20 protein-coding genes and 1 pseudogene are annotated in these 23,846 nt (G+C 70.4%); 11 read left to right on the top strand and 10 right to left on the bottom strand.

Annotated elements, in window-relative coordinates; all coding sequences use genetic code 11:
• Positions 1–122 precede the first annotated feature (122 nt).
• Positions 123–2,198 (top strand): PA14 domain-containing protein, encoded by a 2,076-nt coding sequence (locus tag AB0I98_RS06760; RefSeq protein ID WP_362936233.1) that lies wholly within the window; start codon positions 123–125, stop codon positions 2,196–2,198.
• A 70-nt stretch (positions 2,199–2,268) separates the two neighbouring features.
• Here AB0I98_RS06760 and AB0I98_RS06755 read toward each other — a convergent pair.
• The 4 genes and pseudogenes from AB0I98_RS06755 to AB0I98_RS06740 form a co-directional block, all read right to left on the bottom strand.
• Positions 2,269–2,553, bottom strand: a pseudogene (locus tag AB0I98_RS06755) (ATP-binding protein); the annotation flags it as partial.
• 234 nt (positions 2,554–2,787) lie between these two features.
• Positions 2,788–4,989, bottom strand: coding sequence for a PQQ-binding-like beta-propeller repeat protein (locus AB0I98_RS06750; RefSeq protein ID WP_362936230.1), 2,202 nt, complete (start codon positions 4,987–4,989; stop codon positions 2,788–2,790).
• A gap of 106 nt (positions 4,990–5,095) precedes the next feature.
• Positions 5,096–5,806 (bottom strand): hypothetical protein, encoded by a 711-nt coding sequence (locus tag AB0I98_RS06745; RefSeq protein WP_362936227.1) that lies wholly within the window; start codon positions 5,804–5,806, stop codon positions 5,096–5,098.
• 60 nt (positions 5,807–5,866) lie between these two features.
• Positions 5,867–6,484, bottom strand: coding sequence for an RNA polymerase sigma factor (locus AB0I98_RS06740; protein ID WP_362936224.1), 618 nt, complete (start codon positions 6,482–6,484; stop codon positions 5,867–5,869).
• Positions 6,485–6,915: 431 nt separating this feature from the next.
• Between AB0I98_RS06740 and AB0I98_RS06735 the strand changes: the two genes are divergently transcribed.
• Positions 6,916–9,459: an FG-GAP-like repeat-containing protein gene (locus tag AB0I98_RS06735; protein WP_362936485.1), complete on the top strand. Its 2,544-nt coding sequence runs from the start codon at positions 6,916–6,918 to the stop codon at positions 9,457–9,459.
• 49 nt (positions 9,460–9,508) lie between these two features.
• On the opposite strand, the gene AB0I98_RS06730 is transcribed toward AB0I98_RS06735, so the two are convergent.
• Positions 9,509–9,904, bottom strand: coding sequence for a hypothetical protein (locus AB0I98_RS06730; RefSeq protein WP_362936221.1), 396 nt, complete (start codon positions 9,902–9,904; stop codon positions 9,509–9,511).
• A 165-nt stretch (positions 9,905–10,069) separates the two neighbouring features.
• Between AB0I98_RS06730 and AB0I98_RS06725 the strand changes: the two genes are divergently transcribed.
• A complete protein-coding gene (locus AB0I98_RS06725) occupies positions 10,070–10,564 on the top strand; it encodes a DUF1877 family protein (protein WP_362936218.1) in 495 nt (164 codons plus the stop codon).
• Positions 10,565–10,573: 9 nt separating this feature from the next.
• Here AB0I98_RS06725 and AB0I98_RS06720 read toward each other — a convergent pair whose 3' ends face one another.
• From AB0I98_RS06720 to AB0I98_RS06710, 3 genes are all read right to left on the bottom strand, one after another.
• A complete protein-coding gene (locus AB0I98_RS06720) occupies positions 10,574–11,143 on the bottom strand; it encodes a hypothetical protein (protein ID WP_328358297.1) in 570 nt (189 codons plus the stop codon).
• Between the two features lie 86 nt (positions 11,144–11,229).
• The gene (locus AB0I98_RS06715; protein ID WP_362936215.1) at positions 11,230–11,733 is read right to left on the bottom strand and encodes a hypothetical protein; all 504 of its coding nucleotides are present in this window, start codon (positions 11,731–11,733) and stop codon (positions 11,230–11,232) included.
• A 121-nt stretch (positions 11,734–11,854) separates the two neighbouring features.
• Positions 11,855–13,465, bottom strand: coding sequence for a glycoside hydrolase family 20 protein (locus tag AB0I98_RS06710; RefSeq protein WP_362936482.1), 1,611 nt, complete (start codon positions 13,463–13,465; stop codon positions 11,855–11,857).
• A gap of 202 nt (positions 13,466–13,667) precedes the next feature.
• On the opposite strand from AB0I98_RS06710, the gene AB0I98_RS06705 reads away from it, so the two are divergent.
• From AB0I98_RS06705 to AB0I98_RS06680, 6 genes are all read left to right on the top strand, one after another.
• Complete coding sequence (locus tag AB0I98_RS06705; RefSeq protein ID WP_362936212.1) at positions 13,668–14,228, top strand: 2-oxo-4-hydroxy-4-carboxy-5-ureidoimidazoline decarboxylase; 561 nt, start codon at positions 13,668–13,670, stop codon at positions 14,226–14,228.
• Positions 14,229–14,407: 179 nt separating this feature from the next.
• Positions 14,408–14,788 (top strand): succinate dehydrogenase, cytochrome b556 subunit, encoded by a 381-nt coding sequence (gene sdhC, locus AB0I98_RS06700; RefSeq protein WP_301983468.1) that lies wholly within the window; start codon positions 14,408–14,410, stop codon positions 14,786–14,788.
• Positions 14,789–14,793: 5 nt separating this feature from the next.
• The gene (locus AB0I98_RS06695; RefSeq protein WP_362936209.1) at positions 14,794–15,276 is read left to right on the top strand and encodes a succinate dehydrogenase hydrophobic membrane anchor subunit; all 483 of its coding nucleotides are present in this window, start codon (positions 14,794–14,796) and stop codon (positions 15,274–15,276) included.
• Between the two features lie 33 nt (positions 15,277–15,309).
• Complete coding sequence (gene sdhA, locus AB0I98_RS06690) at positions 15,310–17,064, top strand: succinate dehydrogenase flavoprotein subunit (protein ID WP_362936206.1); 1,755 nt, start codon at positions 15,310–15,312, stop codon at positions 17,062–17,064.
• Positions 17,064–17,843 (top strand): succinate dehydrogenase iron-sulfur subunit, encoded by a 780-nt coding sequence (locus AB0I98_RS06685; protein WP_210578098.1) that lies wholly within the window; start codon positions 17,064–17,066, stop codon positions 17,841–17,843. Before sdhA ends, AB0I98_RS06685 begins: the two co-directional genes overlap by 1 nt.
• Positions 17,844–18,013: 170 nt before the next feature.
• Entirely contained in the window at positions 18,014–18,424 is a 411-nt protein-coding gene (locus AB0I98_RS06680; protein ID WP_362936203.1) for a VOC family protein, read from the top strand.
• A gap of 128 nt (positions 18,425–18,552) precedes the next feature.
• Here the strand turns inward: AB0I98_RS06680 and AB0I98_RS06675 are convergent, their stop codons facing one another.
• Positions 18,553–20,955 carry an MMPL family transporter gene (locus AB0I98_RS06675; protein ID WP_362936479.1) on the bottom strand — a complete coding sequence of 801 codons (2,403 nt, stop codon included), beginning with the start codon at positions 20,953–20,955 and terminating at the stop codon, positions 18,553–18,555.
• A 169-nt stretch (positions 20,956–21,124) separates the two neighbouring features.
• Here AB0I98_RS06675 and AB0I98_RS06670 point away from each other — a divergent pair, with 169 nt between their 5' ends.
• Positions 21,125–21,814: a response regulator transcription factor gene (locus tag AB0I98_RS06670; protein ID WP_210578125.1), complete on the top strand. Its 690-nt coding sequence runs from the start codon at positions 21,125–21,127 to the stop codon at positions 21,812–21,814.
• Positions 21,811–23,271 carry a HAMP domain-containing sensor histidine kinase gene (locus AB0I98_RS06665; protein WP_362936200.1) on the top strand — a complete coding sequence of 487 codons (1,461 nt, stop codon included), beginning with the start codon at positions 21,811–21,813 and terminating at the stop codon, positions 23,269–23,271. Before AB0I98_RS06670 ends, AB0I98_RS06665 begins: the two co-directional genes overlap by 4 nt.
• A 3-nt stretch (positions 23,272–23,274) precedes the next feature.
• Here the strand turns inward: AB0I98_RS06665 and AB0I98_RS06660 are convergent, their stop codons facing one another.
• A complete protein-coding gene (locus AB0I98_RS06660) occupies positions 23,275–23,676 on the bottom strand; it encodes an ATP-binding protein (protein WP_362936197.1) in 402 nt (133 codons plus the stop codon).
• Between the last annotated feature and the right edge of the window lie 170 nt (positions 23,677–23,846).

The raw sequence follows: 23,846 nt of genomic DNA, 5'->3' as shown, positions 1-23,846 counted from the left end.
CACACCCACGGTTTTCGCACCCACACACCAAAACCCCACACACCCCCCCCCCCACCCCTAGGTCGGGGGGGGGGTGTCATACCCCCTCTAATAAACCCCCCCGACCCAGAACGAAGGAAGGCATGAACCGAGCCACCCGTGCGTCCGCCCTCGCCGCGACCATCGTCCTCGCGACGACCGGAGCCCTGCTCACATGCACGTCCGCCGCCGGTGCCGCCACGGCGACCGTGACCTGTAAGTCGCCCGTCTTCAAACGGCAGTTCTACGCGAACACGACCTTCTCCGGTACGCCGAAGAAGACCGACTGCGATCCGAAGATCGATCAGAACTGGGGCACCGGCGCCCCCGCCGCCGGGCTGCCCAGCAACTACTTCGGCGTGCGCTGGACGGTCACCCGGAACTTCGGCTCCGGCGGCCCGTTCTCGATCCCCGTCGCGACCCGCGACGGCCTGCGCGTCTACCTCGACGGCACGCGCAAGGTCGATATCTGGAAGAACGTCTCGACGACCCAGACGAAGACCGTCAACATCACCATCCCGTCCGGGACGCACACCCTCCGCTTCGACTTCGTCAACTGGACGGGCGCCGCGAACGTCAAGGCGGACTACCTGCCCCGCACGTCCGCCACCGTCGACACGGTCAAGCCCCTCGTGCCCACCGGCACCTCCCTCACGTACGGCTCCTCGTACCAGGCCAAGTTCAGCTGGACGGCCAACAAGGAGATGGACCTCGCGGGCTACCGCGTGTACCGCCGGCTCCAGGGCACCTCGTACGGCACCAAGCCGCTGGCCACGACGACCTCCACCTCGTACACGGACACCACGCTGCCGAAGAACGGCGCGGTCTACTACTACGAGGTCCGCGCCTACGACAAGGCGGGCAACGAGTCCGCGGGTACGGCGGACAAGTCCGTCACCACCGTCGACGAGAGCGCTCCCGCGCCGCCGAAGGGGGTCGAGGACGCCTGGAGGCCCGACTACTCCGAGAAGGTCCGCCTTTCCTGGTACGGGAACACCGAGGCGGACCTCGCCGGGTACAACGTGTACCGCTCCACCACCGGCAGGCCGGTCGCGCTCACCGCGGCGAACCGGCTGAACGGCGACAAGCCGCTCAGCGGCGCCTGGTACGAGCAGCCGCTGCCGCAGACCGGGGACACGTACTACTACGTCGTCACGGCGGTCGACACGCACGGCAACGAGTCGGCGGCTTCCGGCACGGCGGAGTTCTACACGCGGGACAAGACGGGTCCCGTGAACACCGCGTACAACGCGACGGCGGTCGAAGACGAGCGCGGGGTCACGTTGACCTGGGACAAGTCGGAGGTCACCAGCGAGGACTTCGTCGGGTACGTGGTCCTGCGCTACGACAAGCCGCGCGGGGAGAGCGGGCGCACGCCGGTGCTGGTCGCCGAGCACATCCAGAGCACGTCCTTCACGGAAGCGGCCCCGCCGCCGGGCACCACGCACTACTACTCGGTCGTCGCGGTGGACGACGCCGGCAACGGGGGCACCCCCTCCGTCGAGATGCCGGTCGCCGTCGCAGGGAACAGCACGCCGCCGCCCCCGGTGACGGGCCTGACCGCCACCGCCCAGGAGAACGGCGTCGCGCTGAGCTGGAACGCCAGTGACGATCCCGGCTTCGACCACTACCGCATCATGCGGGGCACCCTCGTCGACGGCGAGTGGGTCCACAAGCCGCTCATCGACGGCGGGACCCTCGGGCCCGAGGAGTCCGCGGAGACCCACCACCTGGACCGTACGGTCGCCGATGGCGAGCAGGTCCGCTACAGCGTCTCCGCCGTCGACCAGTACGGCAACCAGCTCACCGTCGAGACCGGCTCCGCCGTCCAGGACGTCACCGAGCTCGACCTGCGCCCCGACGCAGACGCGGGCCCCGCCGTGGGCGACGACACCCCGATCGGCCACCTCTACGGCAGCTGGAACGGCTGGGTCGCCTGGTCGAGCAGCGACACGGGCGCCAACGGCAGCAAGGTGACCGGCTTCACCGTCTACCGCTGGAACCGTTCGACCCACGTCTTCGACAAGGTCGACGTCCAGACGCGCGGTGACAGCAGCAGTTGGTCGTACGTGGACACCGCCCGGCCCAAGGGCACGACCACGTACTACCGCGTGACGGCCACCCTCGCGGACGGCACGGAGACGGCCGCCCGCGAGATGGCGTTCGCCTCGGAGGATTAGCTCCCGCCAGGGGAAGCGGTGAAGGCGCCCGGCCGGAGTTCCCGGCCGGGCGCCTCCTAGTTCAGAGAAGTCAGCTGCCGTAGAGAGTGGGCAGATCGACCAGGAGGAGGTCGTCCCGGCGGTCGGCCAGGTCGACCAAGTCGGGGTAGAAGCCGTGCAGGGAGTACAGGGCCAGAGTGGTGGCAGCGGTGTCGTACCCCTGATCCGCGAGCAGAGCACGGATGCGTTCCAGGCGCTCCAGGTCACCGGTCCCACGGCGGGCGGCGGTCTCCTTGGCCTCGCCCAGCAGCGCGATCCCCGCGCGGGGAGCCTGCGGGCGCTCGCCGGCGGCCAGGGCGATGACATCGACCTCGTGTGAGGAACTCCGCGAGCAGATCCCACTCCCGGTCCCGGTCGACCACGTCGTGGGGCTTGGCCGGCAGGCTTTCCTTCACTCGCCCTCCTGCACATCAACTGCCCCAGAAAACCGTCGTACTGGAATTTGTCACTGAGCTTCGAGTGGCGTGGCCGCAAGCACTCCTCGCCCGCCACTCCCGGGGCGGACTGCCTCCGCAGGGGCCGCCCCGACCCCGCGAGAGCGACGCCACCGTCAGTTCGCCGTCTCCCCCGCCGTCCCCCGAACCGGGCTCACCGAGAATGCCGTGTCCCCTGCCACAGCCACGATCGCGTCCTTCACCAGCAGCGCGCTCGGGATCGTGTTCTCGGCCGACGTACCCGGATCGTCCAGCTTGGCCGTGGTCCAGCGGACGGTCCCGGTGTCCTGGTCCAGGGCGATGAGGCGGCCGTAGCGGTTGGCGAAGTAGACGGTGCCGTATGCCGTCGAGCGCACCGGAGCCGACAGGTTCTCGATCTGTGCGTCCCGCTGCCAGAGCCGGGCGCCGTTGGACGCCTTGACCGCGGTGACCGTCCCGTCGGGGCGGACGAAGTACACGGTCCCGTCGATCACGGTGGGCGTGCCGCGCGGGGCGCCTGCCAGGAAGATCCTGGTGGCGGCGCCGGTGTTCGGGTTCACCCGCAGCAGGGTGGTGTACGACTCGTCCCGGCCGTCGTCCGACTGGTACTCGGTGACGCTCTTCGGCAACACGAACAGCGGCCATCCACCGAGCGTGCCGAGCGGCGTCGCGCCCACGGGCAGCGGGTCGAGTTCACGAGCCGTTCCGACGTCCGGGTCGAGGAGCAGCAAGCCGAGCGGGCCCTTGCCGGGCTCGTTCGCGTCGGCGCACAGGCCGTAGGGCGCGTCGCCGAGGACCACCGGGGAACAGAGGCTGCCCGCCGACGACTTGGCCGGAGCGCGCCACAGTTCCTGGCCCGACGTGAGGTCGAGGGCGACGAACGCGTTCGCGGTGTCCGACACCGTCAGGACGCCGCCGTCGAACAGAGCGACGCGGTGGCTCGCGTCGACGTCCCGGGTCCAGACACGTTCACCCGTGTCCGCATCGAGGGCGATCACCCGCTGGTCCGCGTTCACCTCGTCCGGTTGCTCGTACGTGTACACCATCCCGTCCCGCACGCCCAGGGGCCGCTCGGCTGCCTGGGCGCTGTTGCCGTACCGCCACGCGACTCGGCCCGACGCGGCGTCGAGACGGGCCACCGTGAAGCCGGTGCCCGCGCAGTACAGGGCGGATCCGGCGGACACACAGCCGGCGTCCACACTGTCCACATTGACGCTCAGCGAGTCCTCCGGAACGGCTCGGGTGAGCTTCGTCTGCCAGGGCCGCCAGCCGGTGGGGAGTGCCGGGGCCGAGGACGCGGAGGCGCTCGCCCCGGGATCGGCCTCGGTGGTCCGAGCGCTGGACATGAGGTGGTACGCCGACACGGACGCCCCGGTGACGGCCAGGGCAGCGCCGAGGAGAACCAGCCGCCGCAACCGGCGTCCGCGGCCCGCGCGCCCGGCGGCGGTGGTGCCGCCGGCACCCCGGGAGCGCCTTCGGTGTCCCGGCACGGTCGGCGGGCCGCTCACCGCCGGGGCATCGGCCAGGTCCGGCATGGACCTGAACAGCTGGTGCAGTTCCGCCAGTTGAGGCCTGTCGTCCGGGTCCTTGGCCAGGCAGCGCACGACAATGGGCAGCAGCGGCTCCCGGACGCCGCTCAAGGTGGGCTGCTCATGCACCACCTGATAGCCCGTCATGTACGGGCTGCCGCCGTCGAAGGGGCGGTTGCCGGTGGCGACGTACACCAGGAGCGAGCCCAGCGAGAAGACGTCCGAGGCGGCGGTGACGTCCCTGGGCGAGGCGAACTGCTCCGGGGACATGAAGGGCGGGGTGCCGATCAGTCGTCCGGTCACGGTGAGGGCCTCGTTGTCGGCCGCCCGCGAGATGCCGAAGTCGATGACGCGCGGGCCGTCGTCGGCCATCAGTACGTTGCTCGGCTTCAGGTCCCGGTGCACGACACCGGCCTGGTGGATGTCCCGCAGCGCCTCCACCAGCCCCAGGGCCAGCGTGCGCAGTGCGGGTCCGCCGAATGGGCCCTGCTCGGCAACGATGTCATCGAGGGTGCGGCCCGGCACGTACAGCGTCGCCATCCACGGCAGTTCGGCGTCCGGGTCCGCGTCCACGACGGGGGCGGTGAACGCGCCGCTGACTCGCCGTGCCGCGGCGATCTCCTGGCGGAAACGGGTGCGGAACTCCTCGTCCTGCGCGTATTGCGCGTGTACGACCTTGACGGCGACGTGGCGGCCGGAGGCGGAGCGAGCGAGGTAGACGACTCCCATGCCGCCGCTGCCGAGGCGTTGGACCAGCGTGTAGCCGCCTATCGCGCCGATGGACTCCGGCTCATCGGTGCTCAGCGGCATCGCCTGTCAACCCTTCCAAGTCCCATGCGTCACAGGGCCGTTCTGCGGCAACACACTAGTGCGTACGCAGGGCGCGGAAGAGATGGTCGGGGATCCGGGCGCGGGGTTACTCCTTCTTCCCCTTGGGGTTGCCGGCCCCGGCCTTGGCGCCGCCCTTACCGTTCTTGTCGGCCTTGTCCGCCTCGTCGGCGTTGCCCTTCTTGCTGTCGGTCAGCTGCCGGGCGCAGTAAGCGGCGACGTTCCGTTCCCCGCCCGCGGCCGCGATCAGCCGCTGCCAGGCGGCCGACTCCAGGGCCTTGCCGTTGCCCTTGACGTGGTCGTAGGCGCGGCAGTGCGCCTCGGTGTCCTGGGCGGTGGCGGGACGGTCCGGACGTACGGACTGCGTCGCCGAAGGATCGGTGGCCGGTGTGTCGGTCGGGCCGGACGAGGCGGGCGGGCGCCGGTGGCCGTCGTCGGCGCCGTCGGAGGACGTACCGGCCGTGCCGATCGCGGCGACCGCGACGCCGCCCAGGGTGAGGCTCGCCAGGAACAGGGAGATCGTGGCCTTCAGAGAGCGCTTCATGCCGCGCTGCTCCCGGGGCCGCCAGTCGTCGCGGCGGCGGGTGCGGGCCCGGTGCTCGCCGGCGTCCCGGGCGGCCAGGAACGCGGCCACGGCCCGCTGCTCGCCCGCCGTGTCGACACCGTCTTCGCGGATCGCGGCGGCCAGCAGCGCCTCCACACCGGCCCCGTCGCGTGCCCCGGGTCCGGACACGGCGTCGCCCGGTCGCGCACCCCGGCGGCCGGATGCGGCCCGGTCTCCGCGCTGCCGTTCACCCATGTCCGATCCCGTTCCTCGTCCGGCCCTCCGGCCTGTCCGGCGGTCCGCCGGCCTCATCGCTCATGTCGACTCCCCCAGCGTCCGGGAGCCGTCATCCGTCACACCCTCTACTCCCAGCTGCTGCGCCAGGCGCTTCAGCCCCCGGTACGCGGCGGTGCGCACCGCGCCGGGCCGCTTGCCCAGGACTCGGGCGGCGGCGGGGCCGTCGAGGCCGACCACCACCCGCAGCAGTACGGCCTCGGCCTGCTCGCGCGGCAGTCCGCGGACCAGCTCCAGGGCGTACTCGGTGGAGATGGCCTCCAGCGCCTGGTCGTGCGTGCTGTGCGCGGAGGGCAGGTCCAGTACGTCCTGCTCCGTCGCCGTCGACCGGGGCCGCACCTTCTGCCGGCGCAGATGGTCCAGCGCCCGGTGCCGGGCGATGGTCGCCGTCCAGCCCCGGAACCCGGCCCCGTCGCCCTTGAACCGCCCGAGGTCCCGGGCGATCTCCAGCCACGCGTCCGAGGCCACGTCCTCCGCGTCCTCGCCGACGATCCCGCGCAGATAGCCGAGCAGTCCGGGCTGCACGATCCGGTAGGCGACCGCGAAGGCGGCCTCGTCACCGTCCTGGGCCCGCGCGACGGCCGCGCCCAGTTCCCCGTCGTACGCGTGCACGCGGCGGGGTTCCTTTCCCTGGCCCAAGAACTGTCCTCGTTCGTACCGAGTCCGTGGCGGACCGCCCGGCGCGACGTCACCGCCGCGCGAACAGCCCCCACGGTCATCAGCGCCGGGCTTCACAGAAGTGTCACAGCGCCTCCGGCGTCCCGCCGGTGAAGGGAGTGACGCAGGGCACATCCCCATCCCGTGATGTTCACAGATCGCCCGGCGCTGTAAGGATCGCCGACCTGTGTGACGGGTGGGCCTTCTGTTGATTTCTAGGGGTGGGACATTTGAGTCGCAAGACGACCCATGCGTACAAACCACTGAGCCTCAAGCGAAGAGCGTGGCTCACCATCGGGGCAGTGGTACTGGGGGGCGCGGGAGTCGTGACCTACGCGGTCGCCGAACCGAGTTCCGATCAGGCGGCCCAAGTCGCCCGCGACAAGCGGCCGGTGAGGGTCCACGACCTCACCATGAAGGCCGCCGGCACCGGCAAGCGAGAGCTCGCCAGGACCGGCACGGAGCAGTTCTCGCTGCTCGGCGTCACCTGGGCCGAGGACGCCCAGGCGCTCGACGGGACCGCGCAGGTGCGGACCCGGAGCGTCGAGACCGGCGAGTGGACCGGCTGGCGGAACCTGGACGTCGACGAGGCGCACCCCGTCGACCGCGCCGAGCCCGGCGCCGAGGACGCCCGGGGCGGTTCCGAACCGCTCTGGGTCGGGCCGTCCGACGGGGTCGAGGCCCGCGTCGTCGCCGCGGACGGATCGGCGAGCGCCGGTCTGCCCAAGGGACTTGAGATCAACCTCGTCGACCCCGGCGTGACGGCCGCGGAGGCGAAGAACAAGGCGCTCGACGGCTCAGGCTCCGACATGGAGGCCGCGGCCTTCGTCGTCGAGGACGTGAGCGCGTCGCCGTCCGACACGGGATCGCCGTCCCCGTCGGACTCCCCGACGGCCTCGGTCTCCCCGAGCGAGAGCAACAGCCCGTCCCCCAGCCAGAGTTCGATCCCGACCGCAAGCCAGAGCCCCAGCCCGACCCCCACCGCGACCGTCCCCACCGCCCCGCCCTCCACCGTCCACCGGCCGCCGATCATCTCCCGCGCCCAGTGGGGCGCCGACGAGTCGATGGTCGACGACCCGGCGGAGTACATCGAGAAGGTCAGCGCGGTCTTCGTGCACCACACGGTCGGCACGAACAACTACAGCTGCGCCGAGTCGGCTTCGCTGGTGCGCGGCATCATGGCGTACCACGTCCAGACCGAGCAGTGGAACGACATCGGCTACAACTTCCTGGTCGACAAGTGCGGCCGGATCTTCGAGGGCCGCGCGGGCGGCGTCGACCTACCGGTGCGCGGCGCGCACACCTACGGCTTCAACGGTGACTCGACGGGCATCGCCGTCCTCGGCGACTTCGAGGGCGCCGCGGCCACGGTCACCACTCCCGCGAAGTCGGCGGGCCGGCCGACCCGGGCCACCCTGGAGTCCGTGGCCCGCGTCGCCGCCTGGAAGCTCGGCCAGTACGGCGGCAACCCGACCGGCAAGGTCACGCTGACCGCGGGCGCCGACACCGGCGTCTGGGACGAGGGCCAGCAGGCCACGCTCAACACCATCTCCGGTCACCGCGACGGCTTCGCCACCGCCTGCCCGGGCAAGAACCTCTATTCCAAGCTGGCCGAGATCCGGCGCTTCGCGGCGAGCGCGGGCAAGAACTCCGCGATCCCGACCGCCGACGTCAACCGCGACGGCATCGAGGACCTGGTCGCCGGTACTCCGAAGGCGAACCGGGTGACCGTGGTCCCGGGCGGCATCGACGGCCCCGTCGCCACGGCGAAGCTGGGCCTCACCCAGAACAGCGCCGGCGTCCCCGGCTCCTCCGAGACCGGCGACGCCTTCGGCACCGCGACCGCCTGGGGCGACGTCAACGGCGACGGTTACGCCGACCTCGCGATCGGCTCCCCCGGCGAGGACGACACCAGCGGCAACGCCGACCGCGGCCAGGTCACGGTGATGTACGGCCCCGCCCTCACGACCGGCTTCTCGTACACCACGACAGGGGTCACGGCGGCGGGCGCCAAGCTCGGCTCAACGGTGGCCGTGGGCGACTTCAACGCCGACGGCCGGGCGGACGTCTTCTCGGCCGGCACCGGCAAGGGCGGCAACTGGAACGTCCGGCAGACCGGCGGCGCGTACAAGTACGGCACCCTCACCACCGCCACGGGTTCCCTCGACTACCTCGACGCCGCGACCGGCGACTTCAACCGGGACGGCTACACGGACGTCGCGCTCAACTACCGCGACACCGGCGGCATCGGCCGCGTCGTCCGCTTCGCGGGCTCGGCCACCGGGCTGGCCAAGGTGGGCGTCATCTCCGTCAAGGGCGGTCGCTCCATCGCCGCTGGCGACGTCAACGGCAACGGCTACGACGACATCGTCGTCGGCCAGCCCATCGCCGCCGAGTCCGGCGGCAAGGCCGGCGGCCAGGTCACGATGGTCCCGGGCTCGTCCACCGGCTTCACCACCACCGGGATGACGACGATCCACCAGGGCAGCACGGGAGTTCCCGGAGCCGACGAGACGAACGACGCGATGGGCGTCTCGGTCTCGGTCGGCGACTTCAACGCCGACGGGTACGCGGACGCGCTCGCGGGCGTCCCGAACGAGGACATCACCCGCGGCGGCGTCAACCAGGTCAACGCGGGCCAGGCGCTCCTGATCAAGGGCACCGCGTCCGGCCTCACCGGCTCCGGCTCGGTCGGGATCTCGCAGGACACCACGGGCGTGGCCGGCTCCACCGAGAGCGGCGACGCGTTCGGTACGTCGGTGTCGCTGACGGACCTGTCCGGGTTCGGGCGGGCCGACCTCACGTTCGGCGTGGCGGGCGAGGACGCGGGCGACGGCATCCTCATGTACACCCCGAGCAACAGCGCGGGCCTGGGCTACTCGTCGACGGCCGTGTTCAGCAAGTCCGCGCTGGGCACGCCGACGGCCGGCCGGCTGGGCCAGACGCTGGCGCCGTAAACAAGGCGGGTCGGCCGGGGTCCTGTGCAGTGGGCAGGGCCCCGGCCGGTCAGTGGCGTGCCGTTCCGCGAGTCGCGTCCCGGCACAGCAGCCGCAGCGAGCCGTCCCCGGCGAAGCAGCGCCGGGCCTCGTCGATCGGGTCCCACAGCCGGCCGTCGGGGGTGCGGACCCAGTGGTCGCCGCCGCCCGCCCACCACTCGGCGCCGGTCTGCCGGACGACGACCTCACCGGCGTACGCGCCGAAGCCGCGCAGCATGGTCTCCACGGCGGTGTACGGCGTGCCCTCGCGGCGCAGTTCCTCGATCATCCGATCGACGCGCCACAGGCTCTGCGCCGAGTAGTCGAGCCGCAGCCGCGCGCCCTCGCGCATGGTCGCCACCGCGTCCGCCGCCCACCGCACCGGCTTCGCCGCGGCCTGGGGCCTGCTCTCCTGCTGTGTCGTCACATACGGAAAAGCGAGGTCAGCGGGTATTTCGTCACGCGGATCGGGCCGCTGCGCGAGACCGGTACAGGACCGCCCCACCGCCTGCACGACCCGCACAGGATTCGCTCAGCACGACGGGTTGACGCCTCAGTGACGATTCGGGGCGTCCGTGCGCTCTTGTCACCGATGAGCATGTACTTCCACTTGCGCGCCGTGCCACCCGCGGCCCTGCGCAACAGCGCCACCTGGCAGCAGAAGCTCTTCGAGGACGACTGGGACACCGTGCGCCGGCGCCTCGACCGGCACCGCGAGGAAATGCTCGACAAGCACTACCTCGACCACCAGCTCCTCTACGCCTGCACGCCCCCGCACCACGCCGAGGAGGGACCCTGGGCCCATGTGGTCCTGGGCGGTCGGCCGGTGCTCCATCCCGAGCCGGACAGGCCGCCGTTCCTGATGCTGACCGCGGCGCAGGTGGGCCGGGTCGCCGCGTTCCTCATGGGTGCCGACTTCGACGCCCTGTGGCGGCCGGTGCGCGACAAGCTGCTGCCGCGGTACGGCGGAGCGGACGCGGAGCCGGAAGTCCACGGCGTCTTCGCGGCGTCCCACCGCGATCTGACCGCGTTCTACGCCCGCACGGCGGAGTACGGCGACGCGGTGGTGAAGTGGCTGGTCACCTGAGCCGAACGCTCAGCGCCGCCCCCGCGCCCGCCGCGACACGACCGCGCGTAGCACGCGCCGCCCCTCCGTCGACACCTCCAGCGCATGGCGCAGGCCGCTCGCGCCATGCCCGGCGAGCAGCTCCAGGACGGCGACCTGGCGGCGCAGTTCGGCGGCGACGAGCGGCGGCATGCCCTCCGTACGGCCCTCGCGGCGGGCGTCGAGCGAGGCGGCGTCGTCCGCGACGTCGAGGAGCCGGTGGATCTGCAGCGCGGCGACGGAGCAGGCGTCGGCCCACATCCGCGCCTCGGCGGCGGACCGGACGGCCGGGGCGGCGGCCAGCATGCGCCGGACGAGCAGCGCGGCCTCGTCCTCGACATCCGCGTCGTCCATGACATCGGCGATGCCCAGCTTTCCGCGCGCCTGCTCCAGCAGTTCGCCCCACGCGGCGCTGTCCCCGCCGTCCGCGAGGTTCCCCCACAGCGGCCGCAGCACCTCGTCGTCACCGCCCAGCAGCGGTACGCAGCGATCCAAACAGGCCAACCCGCTGGCGGCCAGGCCGCGTTCGTCGGCCTGCGCGATCAGTTCCACCAGGCTCATCCACGCCTCCCTCTGCGGGGCTTCGCGGGGCGCCCACCTTTACGGAGCCCGCACTTCCCCTTACTGCGTGCGACGGCCCGGGAGTGTCACAGGGGCACGACGCCGAGCCGGTCGAGCATACGGAAGAATAGATTTTCGGCCAACGGATCGGCATCAGCGGTGAGAACGTCCAGCAACGGCCCGTCGGACACCTCGTGCCCGGCCTCCGCGGCCCAGGCGACCGCCCGCTCGGCGGCGTCACGCGGCTCGAGGAAGTAGTCCTCCAGCATGAGCCCCTCCTCGTCGGCGCCGAGGTACCCGGCCATCGCGCCCCGCGCGAGACAGGTCGACCACGCCCCGCTCTCCGGCCCCGCCGCCTCGATGACCACACACTCGCTGTCCATGACGTATCCGAACAGCGCGGGCGCCCCGCTCTCCTGGGCCAGCGCGTTCATGCTCCCGACGTCACCGTCCCCGCTCGGGTACTCCCACACCTGCCAGCCCCCGGGCGCGGACGCCCGTAAACTCATGCCCTTCGCGCTGGACAGCGCCGCCAACTCCTCGAGCGGCCGCTCGCTGCGACCCACGACGAAGTACCCCCAGAAACCCATCCCGGCCCCCTCCTGGCTTCGGCTCGCGCCGAAAACATCACAGTCGGCCGAATACATCACAGTCGTACGGGAGTTCGCAGCAGCACCGGACAATTCGCGCGTGTCTACATAACTCCAGGCGTCAGCCCAGCCGTTCGGCCAGCGCCTTGAACTCCGCCCAGGACAGCTGCGGCCGGCCCGGGTTCCACAGCTTCTGCACGGTCGCCGCCAGCGGCATCCGGATTCCGGCCGCGACCTGGTCCTGGGTCTGCGAGTCCGCGAGATCGCACCACACCGCGAAGGAGCCGCCCAGGATCTGGTCCTCGTACCGCACCGCAACCGCCTGCGTACCGCGCACCACCCGCGGCGTCCACTGCTCGTAGATCCGCTGCCCCGTCGGATAGACGAAGGTCTGCGGCTGCCCGAGGACGTAGTACAGGAACTCGTCGTTGTAGTTGACGAGGTCGCGCCCGGCGCTCAGATACTCCACCGGCAGCCGCGCCCCGATCTCCTTGCCCGTCCAGTAGGCGACCTGGAGATCCTCGGCCGCCTCGACGGACGTACCGGCGTAGAAGCCGTCGTTCCACGCCCGCATCGTCCGGTCGTGCGTACGGATCGTGTCCGCGCGGTCGTTGAGCCAGCCCGTGGCGAGGTCGGCGACGGTGGCGCCGGAGCCGTACGCCTCGGTCGCGGCGGAGGCCAGCTGCGGATAGGCGGCCTCGGGGTTGTCCGACGTCAACGCCGCGTACTCGTCGCCGCCGAGATGCCAGTAGCCCCCCGGGAACAGGTCGGCGTACTCATTGAGCAGATCGTCGACGATGGCGCCGGCCTCGTCCTTGGAGATGTCGATCGCACCCCGCGGCGCCACCCCCTGCGCGCTGCGCAGCTGCAGCTCGGGATGCGCGGCGATCACGGCCCCGAGATGCCCCGGAGAATCGATCTCGGGCACGACCGTCACATGCAGCCGCTCCCCCAGCTCGACGATCTTCTTCACCTGCGCCTTGGTCAGATGCTCCTTGGACACGACCTCCGGATGGCTGTCGGACTCGATCCGGAACCCCTGGTCGTCCGAGAAGTGCAGCCCCAGCTGGTTGAACTTCAGGTCCGCCAGCTCACGCACCCGGTCCTCGATCCACCCGGCCGTGAAGTGCTTGCGGGCGATGTCGAGCATCAGCCCCCGCTGCGGCTTCGCCGGCTCGTCGCGTACGACGCCCTCCGGCGCCGTACCACCACCGCGCACCGCCTGCTTGAGCGTCCGGGTGCCGTAGAACACGCCCGAGTCCGCGGGCCCGCTGATGTTCACCCGCCCGCCGCGCACGGTCATGGCGTACGACTCCGGATCCGCGCCCTCGTCGTCGTTCAGCGCCAGCCGTACGTCCCCGGCGCGCACGTCGTCCTTCTCCCCCGCGTACGACAGCCCCAGCTCCCCCGCGAGCAGCCGCCCCTCGTCGACGAGTTCCGCGTCGTTCACGACCACCCGCTGACCGCGCACCGGCTTCCAGCCGGGCCCACGGGCGGGAGTGTGCGCACGGACGGCGGGGATGGTGCGGGGCGTCTTCGACAGCGGGTAGGTGCGGCTCGGGCTGGGACGGGGACTCGGACTCTCCGACGGGGCCGCCGCCGATGTCGTCGTGGTTCCGGCCGCGGGCAGCCGGGACGCCGAACCCCTCCCCGGATCACCCTCGTCCCCAGCGGCCGCCCAGATCCCGAGACCGAGCCCGACCGCCACCACGGTCGCCCCCGCGACCAGCATCCGCCGCCTGTCCGTCCATGCCGAGATCCTGCGCCTGTGCTGACTCACGGGCGCCAACCTAGGCCCTGAGCCGTGCGACATCCGTCCACCACGCGTTCCGAAACTCTCCCGTGCGGGTGAAATTCGGGCATCCGTCGGACACGTCATGTCCGATCTCGATAACGTGGTGGCACATCTCTCACACCATCCCCTGCCGAATCACGTGACGCCCACACACCTCACTGGCCAAGTCGCCATACCCGAGCAGACCCGGGACACGTCTTCCCCCCTGGACCACTTCAACACGGCCCCCCTCGAAGACGTCCACCACACCCTCCTCACCTGCCTCCACAGCCCCCGCTGGGCCCACCGGGTAGCCGACCACCGCCCCTACCCGGACCTCGAGTCCCTCCTCGCCGCCGCCGACGAAGCGGCCTACGACCTCACAGCGGCGGACCTGGCAGCGGCACTGTCAGCAGAAACGCTTCCTGAACTCCCCGACGGAACGTACTCAGCCGCCCATACCGCACTCTGTGCCGCACATGCCGCATACGAGGCGCGATTCGGATACGCGTTCGTGATCAGCGTGGGTCACCTGCCGCCGGAGGAGGTCCTGAACCAGGTCTTGGCAGGCATCCGGTCACGATTGACAAACGATCCGGAAGAGGAACGCGCCATTGCAGCCGAGGAACTCCGCCGCCTCGCAAGGGAACGATTGCTGCATGCCGTAAGGGGCGCGGGGAACTGCGCGACAAGCCCCCACCCCGCCGCACCCGGCACATAACCGCACAGACCACCCCCAATAGCCCATTCGCCTGCCACATTGATCACACCAACGGGCCCGGCGTAAGCGCCGCAGGCAACCGTCGCTACGATGCTGGGGGCCGGTGGACCGTACCCGGCCGGGCCCGACCGACAGCACAAGCCGGCGCGGCCCCAATCCCCGCTCCCGGAGGAACTTCCGTGCCGGCTGGAACGCTGTACCGCGGCCGGGAAGGAATGTGGTCCTGGGTGGCTCATCGAGTCACCGGCGTCCTCATTTTCTTCTTCCTGTTCGTTCACGTGCTGGACACCGCTCTCGTCCGTGTCTCTCCCGAGGCCTACGACGACGTCGTGGCCACGTACAAGACGCCGCTCGTCGCGCTGCTGGAGTACGGCCTCGTCGCCGCCATCCTCTTCCATGCGCTCAACGGCCTGCGTGTCATCGCCGTCGACTTCTGGTCCAAAGGCCCGCGCTACCAGAAGCAGATGCTCTGGTCCGTCGTCGGCCTGTGGCTCGTACTGATGCTCGGGGCGATCTACCCCGTCCTCGGTCACGCCGCTCGTGAACTGTTCGGGAGCTGACGCGCATGTCCACCACCGAAAAGACCGCTGCCGGGATCGGCCCCGTAGAGGGCGAGTCCCTCTACACCGTCGACAACCCGGCGCCGCTGATCGAAGCCCCGCGCAAGCGGACCAAGAAGACCCCGAAGTCCACGCGGGGCAACTTCGAGATGGCCGCCTGGCTGTTCATGCGCCTGTCCGGCGTGGTGCTGGTCGTCCTGGTCCTCGGCCATCTGCTGATCCAGCTCGTGCTGGACGGCGGCGTGTCGAAGATCGGCTTCGCCTTCGTGGCCGGCCGCTGGGCCAGCCCCTTCTGGCAGGTCTGGGACCTGCTGATGCTGTGGCTGGCGATGCTGCACGGCGCCAATGGCCTGCGCACGGTCATCAACGACTACGCGGAGCGCGCGAACACCCGGCTGTGGCTCAAGGGCCTGCTCTACACCGCCACGGTGTTCACCATCCTGCTGGGCACGCTGGTGATCTTCACCTTCGACCCGAACATCCGCTAGGCGCACGGGACTGAGGGACTGAGAGAACCACTCATGAAGATCCACAAGTACGACACAGTCATCGTCGGCGCAGGTGGCGCCGGTATGCGCGCCGCGATCGAGTCGACGAAGCGCAGCCGCACCGCCGTCCTCACCAAGCTCTACCCCACCCGCTCCCACACGGGCGCCGCGCAGGGCGGCATGGCCGCCGCGCTGGCCAACGTGGAGGAGGACAACTGGGAGTGGCACACCTTCGACACGGTCAAGGGCGGTGACTACCTGGTCGACCAGGACGCCGCCGAGATCCTGGCGAAGGAGGCCATCGACTCGGTCCTCGACCTGGAGAAGATGGGCCTGCCGTTCAACCGCACGCCGAACGGCACGATCGACCAGCGCCGCTTCGGCGGTCACAGCCGGAACCACGGCGAGGCCCCGGTCCGCCGCTCCTGCTACGCGGCCGACCGCACCGGCCACATGATCCTCCAGACGCTGTACCAGAACTGCGTGAAGGAGGGCGTGGAGTTCTACAACGAGTTCTACGTCCTCGACCAGCTGATCACCGAGGTCGACGGCGTGAAGCGGTCGGCCGGCGTGGTGGCGTACGAGCTGGCCACCGGCGAGATCCACGTCTTCCAGGCGAAGGCCGTGATCTACGCGTCCGGCGGCTGCGGCAAGTTCTTCAAGGTGACCTCGAACGCGCACACGCTGACGGGTGACGGCCAGGCGGCGGTCTACCGTCGCGGGCTGCCGCTGGAGGACATGGAGTTCTTCCAGTTCCACCCGACCGGCATCTGGCGCATGGGCATCCTGCTGACGGAGGGCGCCCGTGGTGAGGGCGGCATCCTCCGCAACAAGGACGGCGAGCGCTTCATGGAGAAGTACGCGCCGGTGATGAAGGACCTGGCGTCGCGTGACGTCGTATCGCGGTCGATCTACACCGAGATCCGCGAGGGCCGGGGCTGCGGCCCGGAGGGTGACCACGTCTATCTGGACCTGACGCACCTTCCCCCGGAGCAGCTGGACGCGAAGCTGCCCGACATCACCGAGTTCGCCCGCACCTACCTGGGCATCGAGCCGTACACGGACCCGATCCCGATCCAGCCCACCGCGCACTACGCGATGGGCGGCATCCCGACGAACGTCGAGGGTGAGGTGCTGGCCGACAACACGACGGTCGTCCCCGGCCTGTACGCGGCGGGCGAGGTCGCCTGCGTCTCCGTGCACGGAGCGAACCGCCTCGGCACCAACTCGCTGCTGGACATCAACGTGTTCGGCAAGCGGGCCGGCATCGCCGCCGCCGAGTACTCGCAGACGGTCCAGCACGTCGAGCTGCCCGAGGACCCGGCTTCGCTGGTCGTCGAGCAGGTCGAGCACCTGCGCTCCTCCACCGGCACGGAGCGTGTGTCGACCCTGCGGCGCGAGCTGCAGGAGACCATGGACGCGAACGTCATGGTGTTCCGCACCGAGCAGACGATCAAGACGGCGGTCGAGAAGATCGCGGAGCTGCGCGAGCGCTACAGGAACGTCTCGATCCAGGACAAGGGCAAGCGGTTCAACACGGACCTGCTGGAAGCCATCGAACTCGGCAACCTCCTGGACCTGGCCGAGGTCATGGCGGTCTCCGCCCTGGCCCGCAAGGAGTCCCGCGGCGGCCACTACCGCGAGGACTACCCGAACCGCGACGACGTCAACTTCATGCGCCACACCATGGCGTACCGCGAGGTGGGCGACGACGGCACGGAGTCCATTCGTCTCGACTACAAGCCGGTCGTCCAGACCCGCTACCAGCCGATGGAGCGTAAGTACTGATGGCAACCCCGACCCTGGACAAGGCGGACGCGGCCGGCACGCCTGAGCCCGGCTTCGCCGACTCCCCGTACATCACGGCCACCTTCCGCATCCGCCGCTTCAACTCCGAGGTCTCGGCGGAAGCGGCCTGGGAAGACTTCCAGGTGGAGATCGACCCGAAGGAACGCGTCCTCGACGCCCTGCACAAGATCAAGTGGGAACTGGACGGCACCCTCACCTTCCGCCGCTCCTGCGCCCACGGCATCTGCGGCTCCGACGCGATGCGGATCAACGGCAAGAACCGTCTGGCCTGCAAGACCCTGATCAAGGACCTCAGCCCGGAGAAGCCGATCACGGTCGAGCCCATCAAGGGCCTGACGGTCCTCAAGGACCTGGTCGTCGACATGGAGCCGTTCTTCCAGGCCTACCGCGACGTCATGCCCTTCCTCATCACGAAGGACACGAACGAGCCGACGCGCGAGCGCCTGCAGACCGCCGAGGACCGCGAACGCTTCGACGACACCACGAAGTGCATCCTCTGCGCCGCCTGCACGAGCTCGTGCCCGGTGTTCTGGAACGACGGCCAGTACTTCGGCCCGGCCGCCATCGTCAACGCCCACCGCTTCATCTTCGACAGCCGTGACGAAGCGGGCGAACAACGCCTGGAGATCCTCAACGACAAGGACGGCGTCTGGCGCTGCCGCACGACCTTCAACTGCACGGACGCCTGCCCGCGCGGTATTGAGGTAACGAAGGCGATCGCGGAGGTCAAGAAGGCGCTGATCACTCGGCGGTTCTGACCCTCCCAGCTCGCATCAGGGCCCTGTTTCCGTCACTTCGGGAACGGGGCCCTCTGGTGTTTTCGGTGACAAAGCCCCGCCCGCCGGGTCGGGGGACCCTCCTCCCCCAGCCGAGTGACCCCACGGTCAGCCCCCGACGGCGCCGGACTCTCCGCACCTAATCTGATCGCATGTCAGATGACGAGTCGTACGAGCTGCTCGGTTTCGACAATGTGCTGCTGCCCGTCGGGGACCTCGGTGAGGCCGTCGACTTCTACGAGCGGGCCGGGTTCACGGTGGCGTTCCGGTTCGACGAGGCCGGGATCGCCCTGCTGAAGGTCGGGGGCGAGACGCCTGGGATTCTGCTGCGGGTCGAGGAGGAGTTCGGGCACCGGCCGCCGACGTGGCCCTCGCCCAAGGTGTGGCTGGAGGTGCCGAACGCCAAGATCGCCGCCCAGGCGCTGCTCGGTGCCGGTATCGCCCTGCTCGACGAGCCGTTCTCCGTGGCCACCGGCTGGACCGTCGAGGTCGCCGACCCGTGGGGGAACGTCATCGGGCTCACCGACTACTCGAAACGGCCCGAGCTCGCACGGAGGGCCTGAGGCGGCGCGGAAGGCCCCGTCGGGGACGCGTACGCGGATCACCGCGTCCACGCCCCCGCTGCTCGAGTCCGTCGGCGCCAAGGTCACCCTGAACGTCGACGAACTCCTCAAGGCGGGGCGGTCGCACCCTAGTTGACCGCGTCCACCTCCCCCTCCGCCAACTCCACGTCGTACACCAACGGCCCGTCCTCCACGACCACATGCCGTGCCCGCGACCCGTACGAAGCCGCAGTCGTCGCCAGGAGATACGACCCCGGCGCCGGGACGGACAGGATGTATGAACCGTCGGCCAGGGATGTCACCCGGTCCAGCTGACGGCCGCCCTTCGAGAGCAGCGTTACCGCCGCGCCCGGGACCGGTTCGCCGTCGGCCGTGCGGATGAAGCCGTGGACGACTGAGGCAGCACCCTCCATGGCAGGCTCCGTTTCTTCCTCGCGCGGCTCCACCGCCAGATGCGGCAGCCGCTTCTCCAGGCCGGCCGGCAACCACCAGTTGGAGTTGCCGAGCAGATGCATCGCGGCCGGTACCAGGGCGGTGCGGAGGATGAAGGCGTCGAGGGCGACCGCTCCCGCGAGGCCGATGCCCGCCATCGCGGCCTCCAGCTCACCGCTGAGGATGAAGGCGCTGAAGACGCACATCATGATCAGGGCCGCGCAGTTGATGACGCGGCTCGTCTCCGCCAGGCCCACGCGGACCGCACGCGCGTTGTCCTTGGTGTGCACCCACTCCTCGTGCATCCGGCTCACCAGGAACACCTGGTAGTCCATCGAGAGGCCGAAGAGCAGGGACAGCATGATCACCGGCAGGAAGGCGGCGATCGGGCCCTCCTTGCCGAGGCCGAGGATCTCGGTGCCCCAGCCCCATTGGAAGATCGCCACGAGGACGCCGAAGGACGCGGCCGCCGCGACGAGGTTCATCACCGCGGCCGTCAGGGGCACCACCAGGGAGCGGAAGGCCACCATCAGGAGCAGGAAGCCCAGCGCGATGATCGCCGCGATGAAGTACGGCAGCCGGTCGGAGGTCACCGACGCGAAGTCCTTGGACACCGCCGTCACCCCGCCCACGTGCGCCTCGACGTCGGCCGCGGGGATGACGTCATCGCGCAGGCGGTCGATCAGCCGGTCGGTCTCCACATCCTGCGGTGACGTGGTCGGGACCACCTGGATCACCGAGACGCCGTTCGCGGGCGGCAGTGCGGCGACCTCCGCCACGCCGTCGGTCGACTCGATGCTCGAGACGAGCCCGGTCGTGGCTTCGCCGTCCACCACCACCTGCAGCGGCCCGTTGAAGCCGGGCCCGAAGCCCTCGGCAAGCAGGTCGTACGCCTGCCGGGTCGTCGTCGACTCCTGGTGGTTGCCCTGGTCTGAGGTGCCGAGCCGGATCGACAGGACGGGGATCGAGAGGCCCACCATGACGAGGAGGGCCACGGCGGCGATGGAGCGGGGGCGTCGTTCGACGTACGCCGCCCAGCGCGCCGCCGGCCCGCTCGCGTGCTCCGGCTCCGGTCCCGCCGCGGCGAGCCTGCGCCGCTGCCGGCGGCTGAGGACCCGCATGCCGAGCAGTCCGAGGAGCGCCGGCAGCAGGGTGACCGCGGCCAGCACGCCCAGCACGACGGTCAGGGACGTCGCGATGACGACGCCGTCGAGGAACCGCAGATTCATCACCAGCATGCCGGCGAGGGCGATGACCACGGTGCCGCCCGCGAACAGCACGGCACGTCCCGAGGTGTTGAGGGCCTTCACCGCCGCCTCCTCCGGCTTCATCCCGCGCAGGATGCCGCGCCGGTGCCGGGTGACGATGAACAACGCGTAGTCGATGCCCACGCCCAGGCCGATCAACGAGCCGAGCAGCGGGGCGACATCGGGAACGTTCGTGACATGGCTGAGCAGTCCCGTCCCCATCATGCCGATGCCCAGCGCGACGACCGCCACGACGATCGGCAGCAGCATCGCGAAGAACGCGCCGAAGGCGAGGAAGAGGACGATCGCCGCCGCCAGGACGCCGACCAGCTCGGACGTACCCTGGGCCGCCTCCTGGACGCGGGTGATCGCCTGGCCGCCCAACTCCACCTGCAGTCCGTCGCGTTCGGCGTCCTGCGCCGTGTCGACGACGTCCTCCACCAGCTCCTTGGGCACGGCGTTCGCCTGCTCGGTGAAGGTGACCTGGGCGTAGGCGATCCGCCCGTTCTCACTGATCTGCGCCGCCCCGCCCTCAGCCGCGTACGGGCTGGTGACCTCGCCGACTCCCTCCATGCCCGCGATCTCGTTCAGCGCGGGCTCGATCCGGGACTGCACGGACCCGTCCCGCACCGAGCCCTCGTCGACCTTCCACACGATCGTGTCCGTGTCGCCGGAACTCTCCGGGAAGGCCTTCTCCATCAGGTCGTACGCCTTTTTGGAGTCCGTGTTGGGCAGGGAGAAGACGTTCGCGTAGTCCGTGCCCGCGGCCGATCCCGCGAAGCTCACGCCGAACAGTGCCCCCACCCACAGCAACAGGACCACCAGCCGGTGCCGATAGCACCAGCGTGCCAATGCCGCCACGCTCAAGCTCCTTCGTCGCTCGGTTCGGTTGGTCCCCCAGGTCCTGGGCAACAGGATTGGCGGCGGCACGCGTGCGTGGACATCACCCGGCCATGACTCTCAAGGAACTCCAAAGACCGGAACGGGCCCCGTTGTCAGTGCCCGCGCCGATACTGGGGACATGTCGAAGGCTCCAGGCACTGTGCTGGTCGTTGAGGACGAGGAGAGCATCGCGGACGTCCTCGCCATAGCGCTGCGCTACCACCGGTTCGAGGTGATGATCGCGGGCACCGTCCGTGAGGCGCTCACGCTCGCCGAGCGGACGCGTCCGGACGCCGCCCTGCTCGACGTCATGCTGCCGGACGGCGACGGCCGGGCCCTGGGCCACCAACTGCGGGCCGCCCGGCCAGATTTGGCGCTGGTGTTCCTGACCGCGCGCGACTCGCCCGCCGAGATAGTCGGCGCCCTCGGCTTCGGCGACGACTACATCACCAAACCGTTCAACATCGACGAGGTCGTCGCGCGGATCACGGCGGTCCTGCGGCGCACCCGGTCGTCGGACGTCCTCCCGCAGCGCCCACCCCTGCGGTACGGCGATCTGGAGCTGGACGAGACGACGTACTGCGTGCACCGCGCGGGCCGGACGGTCGAGCTCACCCCCACCGAGTACGCCCTGCTGCGCTTCCTGGTGCGCAACGGCGGCCGGATCGTCCCCAAGGAGCAACTCCTGCGCCACGTCTGGCAGTACGAGCACACCCCGCCCGAGTCGACCGTCGTGGAGACCTACATCAGCTATCTGCGGCGCAAGCTGGACGCCCTGGGGGCGCCGGTGATCACCACCCGGCGGGGCGTCGGATACGGGCTGGCATGACGTTCGGGCGGTTTCGGTGCAAGCGCGGCGGGATCCACTCGCTGCGCGCCAAGCTGACGCTGGCGAACGTGGCGCTGCTGGCGCTCGGCATCGTCATGGCGACCGCGGTGAGCCTGATGGCCGCACGGCACTATCTGCTCGACAAGGTGGACTCCGAGCTGGTCAGCCAGCGTGCCTCGCTGCAGAACGCCGGGTTCACCATGGAGCAGATCGAGTCGCTGGGCGAACTGGCCGTCGCCCTCGACAATTTCACCGCCAACGACACCGACGCGCTGCCCAACACGGCGGCCTCCGTGTTCGTCGCCGTCGACGGCAAGGGCAGCCCCGTGGCGCTCGGGCCGCTCGCACCCACGGAGCGGCAGCGGGCGCTCGCCGAGGCAACGGACGACCCGGCCGGGCTCGCCGCCGAGACGGAGCCGCGGGACGTGCGGATCGGGGACGAGTCGTACCGGATGGTCGGGGCGAAGCTGTCCGACGGCACGATCGTGCTGATCGCCACCTCCACCGAGGCCCTGCACGAAGGCATGGCCAAGGCGCTCAAGCTCGACTTCGCCTTCGGCACGCTGCTGCTGGCGCTGCTCGCCTGTCTGACCATGCTCAGCGTTAGCCGCCGGATGCGGCCGCTGGAGGACATGGTCGAGACGTCGTCGGCGATCGCCGAGGGCGACCTGACCCGGCGTGTGCCGTCCAGCCGGGAGGCCACGATGGAGGTGGAACAGCTGCGGCTCGCCCTCAACTCCATGCTCCACCAGGTCGAGTCGGCGTATCTCACGCGTGAACGCAGCGCGGCCCAGCTGCGCCGCTTCGTCGCCGACGCCTCGCACGAGCTGCGCACCCCGCTGTCCGCGATACGCGGCTATCTCCAGCTGTTCGACAAGGGGATGCTGACCGACCCGGCCGAGCGGAAGCGTGCCGGGGAGCGGGTGATGGCGGAGTCCGACCGGATGGGGCGGCTCGTCGACGAAATGCTCACCCTCGCCCGCCTCGACCAGCAGCCCGAACTGCGGTTCCGGAACGTCGACTTGAGCCGCCTGGTGCGCGACGCGGCCGAGGACCTGCGGGTGCAGCAGCCGGACCGGCCGATCGGCGTCGACGCCGACGGTTCCCTGCTGGTGCACGCCGACGAGTCAGGGCTGCGGCAGGTGCTGGGCAACCTGGTGGGCAACGTACGCACGCACACGGCGGCCGATGTGCCGGTCCGGCTAGGGGTGGAGCGGAGCGACGGCGTCGTACAGCTGCGCGTCGAGGACAAGGGGCCCGGGCTCGCCGAGGAAGACGCGGTCCGGATCTTCGACCGGTTCTTCCGGGCCGGGGGCGGCGCGGGCAGCGGGCTGGGGATGGCGATCGTGCAGGGTGTCGTACGGGCACACGGGGGCGAGGTGGCGGTGCGGACGGCGCCGGGTGAGGGGCTGGCGGTGACGGTCACCCTGCCGGTGCGGGCGCCCATACCGTCGTAGCGGCTAGGGGTCGGCCGGCACCAGCGCCCAGACGGTCTTGCCGTGTCTGCCGCGGCTCCACACCCCCCATGCCGCCGCGATGCTCTCCACGAGCTGGAGTCCGCGGCCGGTCTCCTCCCACTCACCCACCATCCGCAGCCGGGGCTCCGCCTGGTCCTCGTCCGAGACCTCGATCAGACAGGAGCCGTCCGCGAGAGCGGTCACCGCCACCTCGAACTCCCGCTCCAGCAAAGGACCATGGCGTACGACATTCGTGGCCAGCTCGGACACCAGCAGAACCGCGTCGGCCAGCGCCGGGTCCTGCGGACCGTGTCCCCAGTCGGCCAGATGGTCCCGCACCCTCCGCCGGGCGAGACCGACGGAAGCCGGATGCCGGGGCAGCCGGAAGGAGTTGCGTCTCACCACGTCGGCTCCTCATCCCACACACCTCCGTCACATGGTGCTGTGTAGAGAAGCTGCCCGGAGTCACTCCCGCACAAGACAAGGCAACGAGATCGCGTCAGATCTAGCGCGGCTCAGGAGCGCCCCGAAGGGGCGCGGGGAACTGCGCGACCAGCCACAGCGCACCCGCAGAC

The organism is Streptomyces sp. NPDC050211 (assembly GCF_040656035.1).
Taxonomy (GTDB): domain Bacteria; phylum Actinomycetota; class Actinomycetes; order Streptomycetales; family Streptomycetaceae; genus Streptomyces.
The sequence above is the reverse complement of the archived record's forward strand: the minus strand, read 5'-3'. Positions and strand labels throughout refer to the sequence as shown.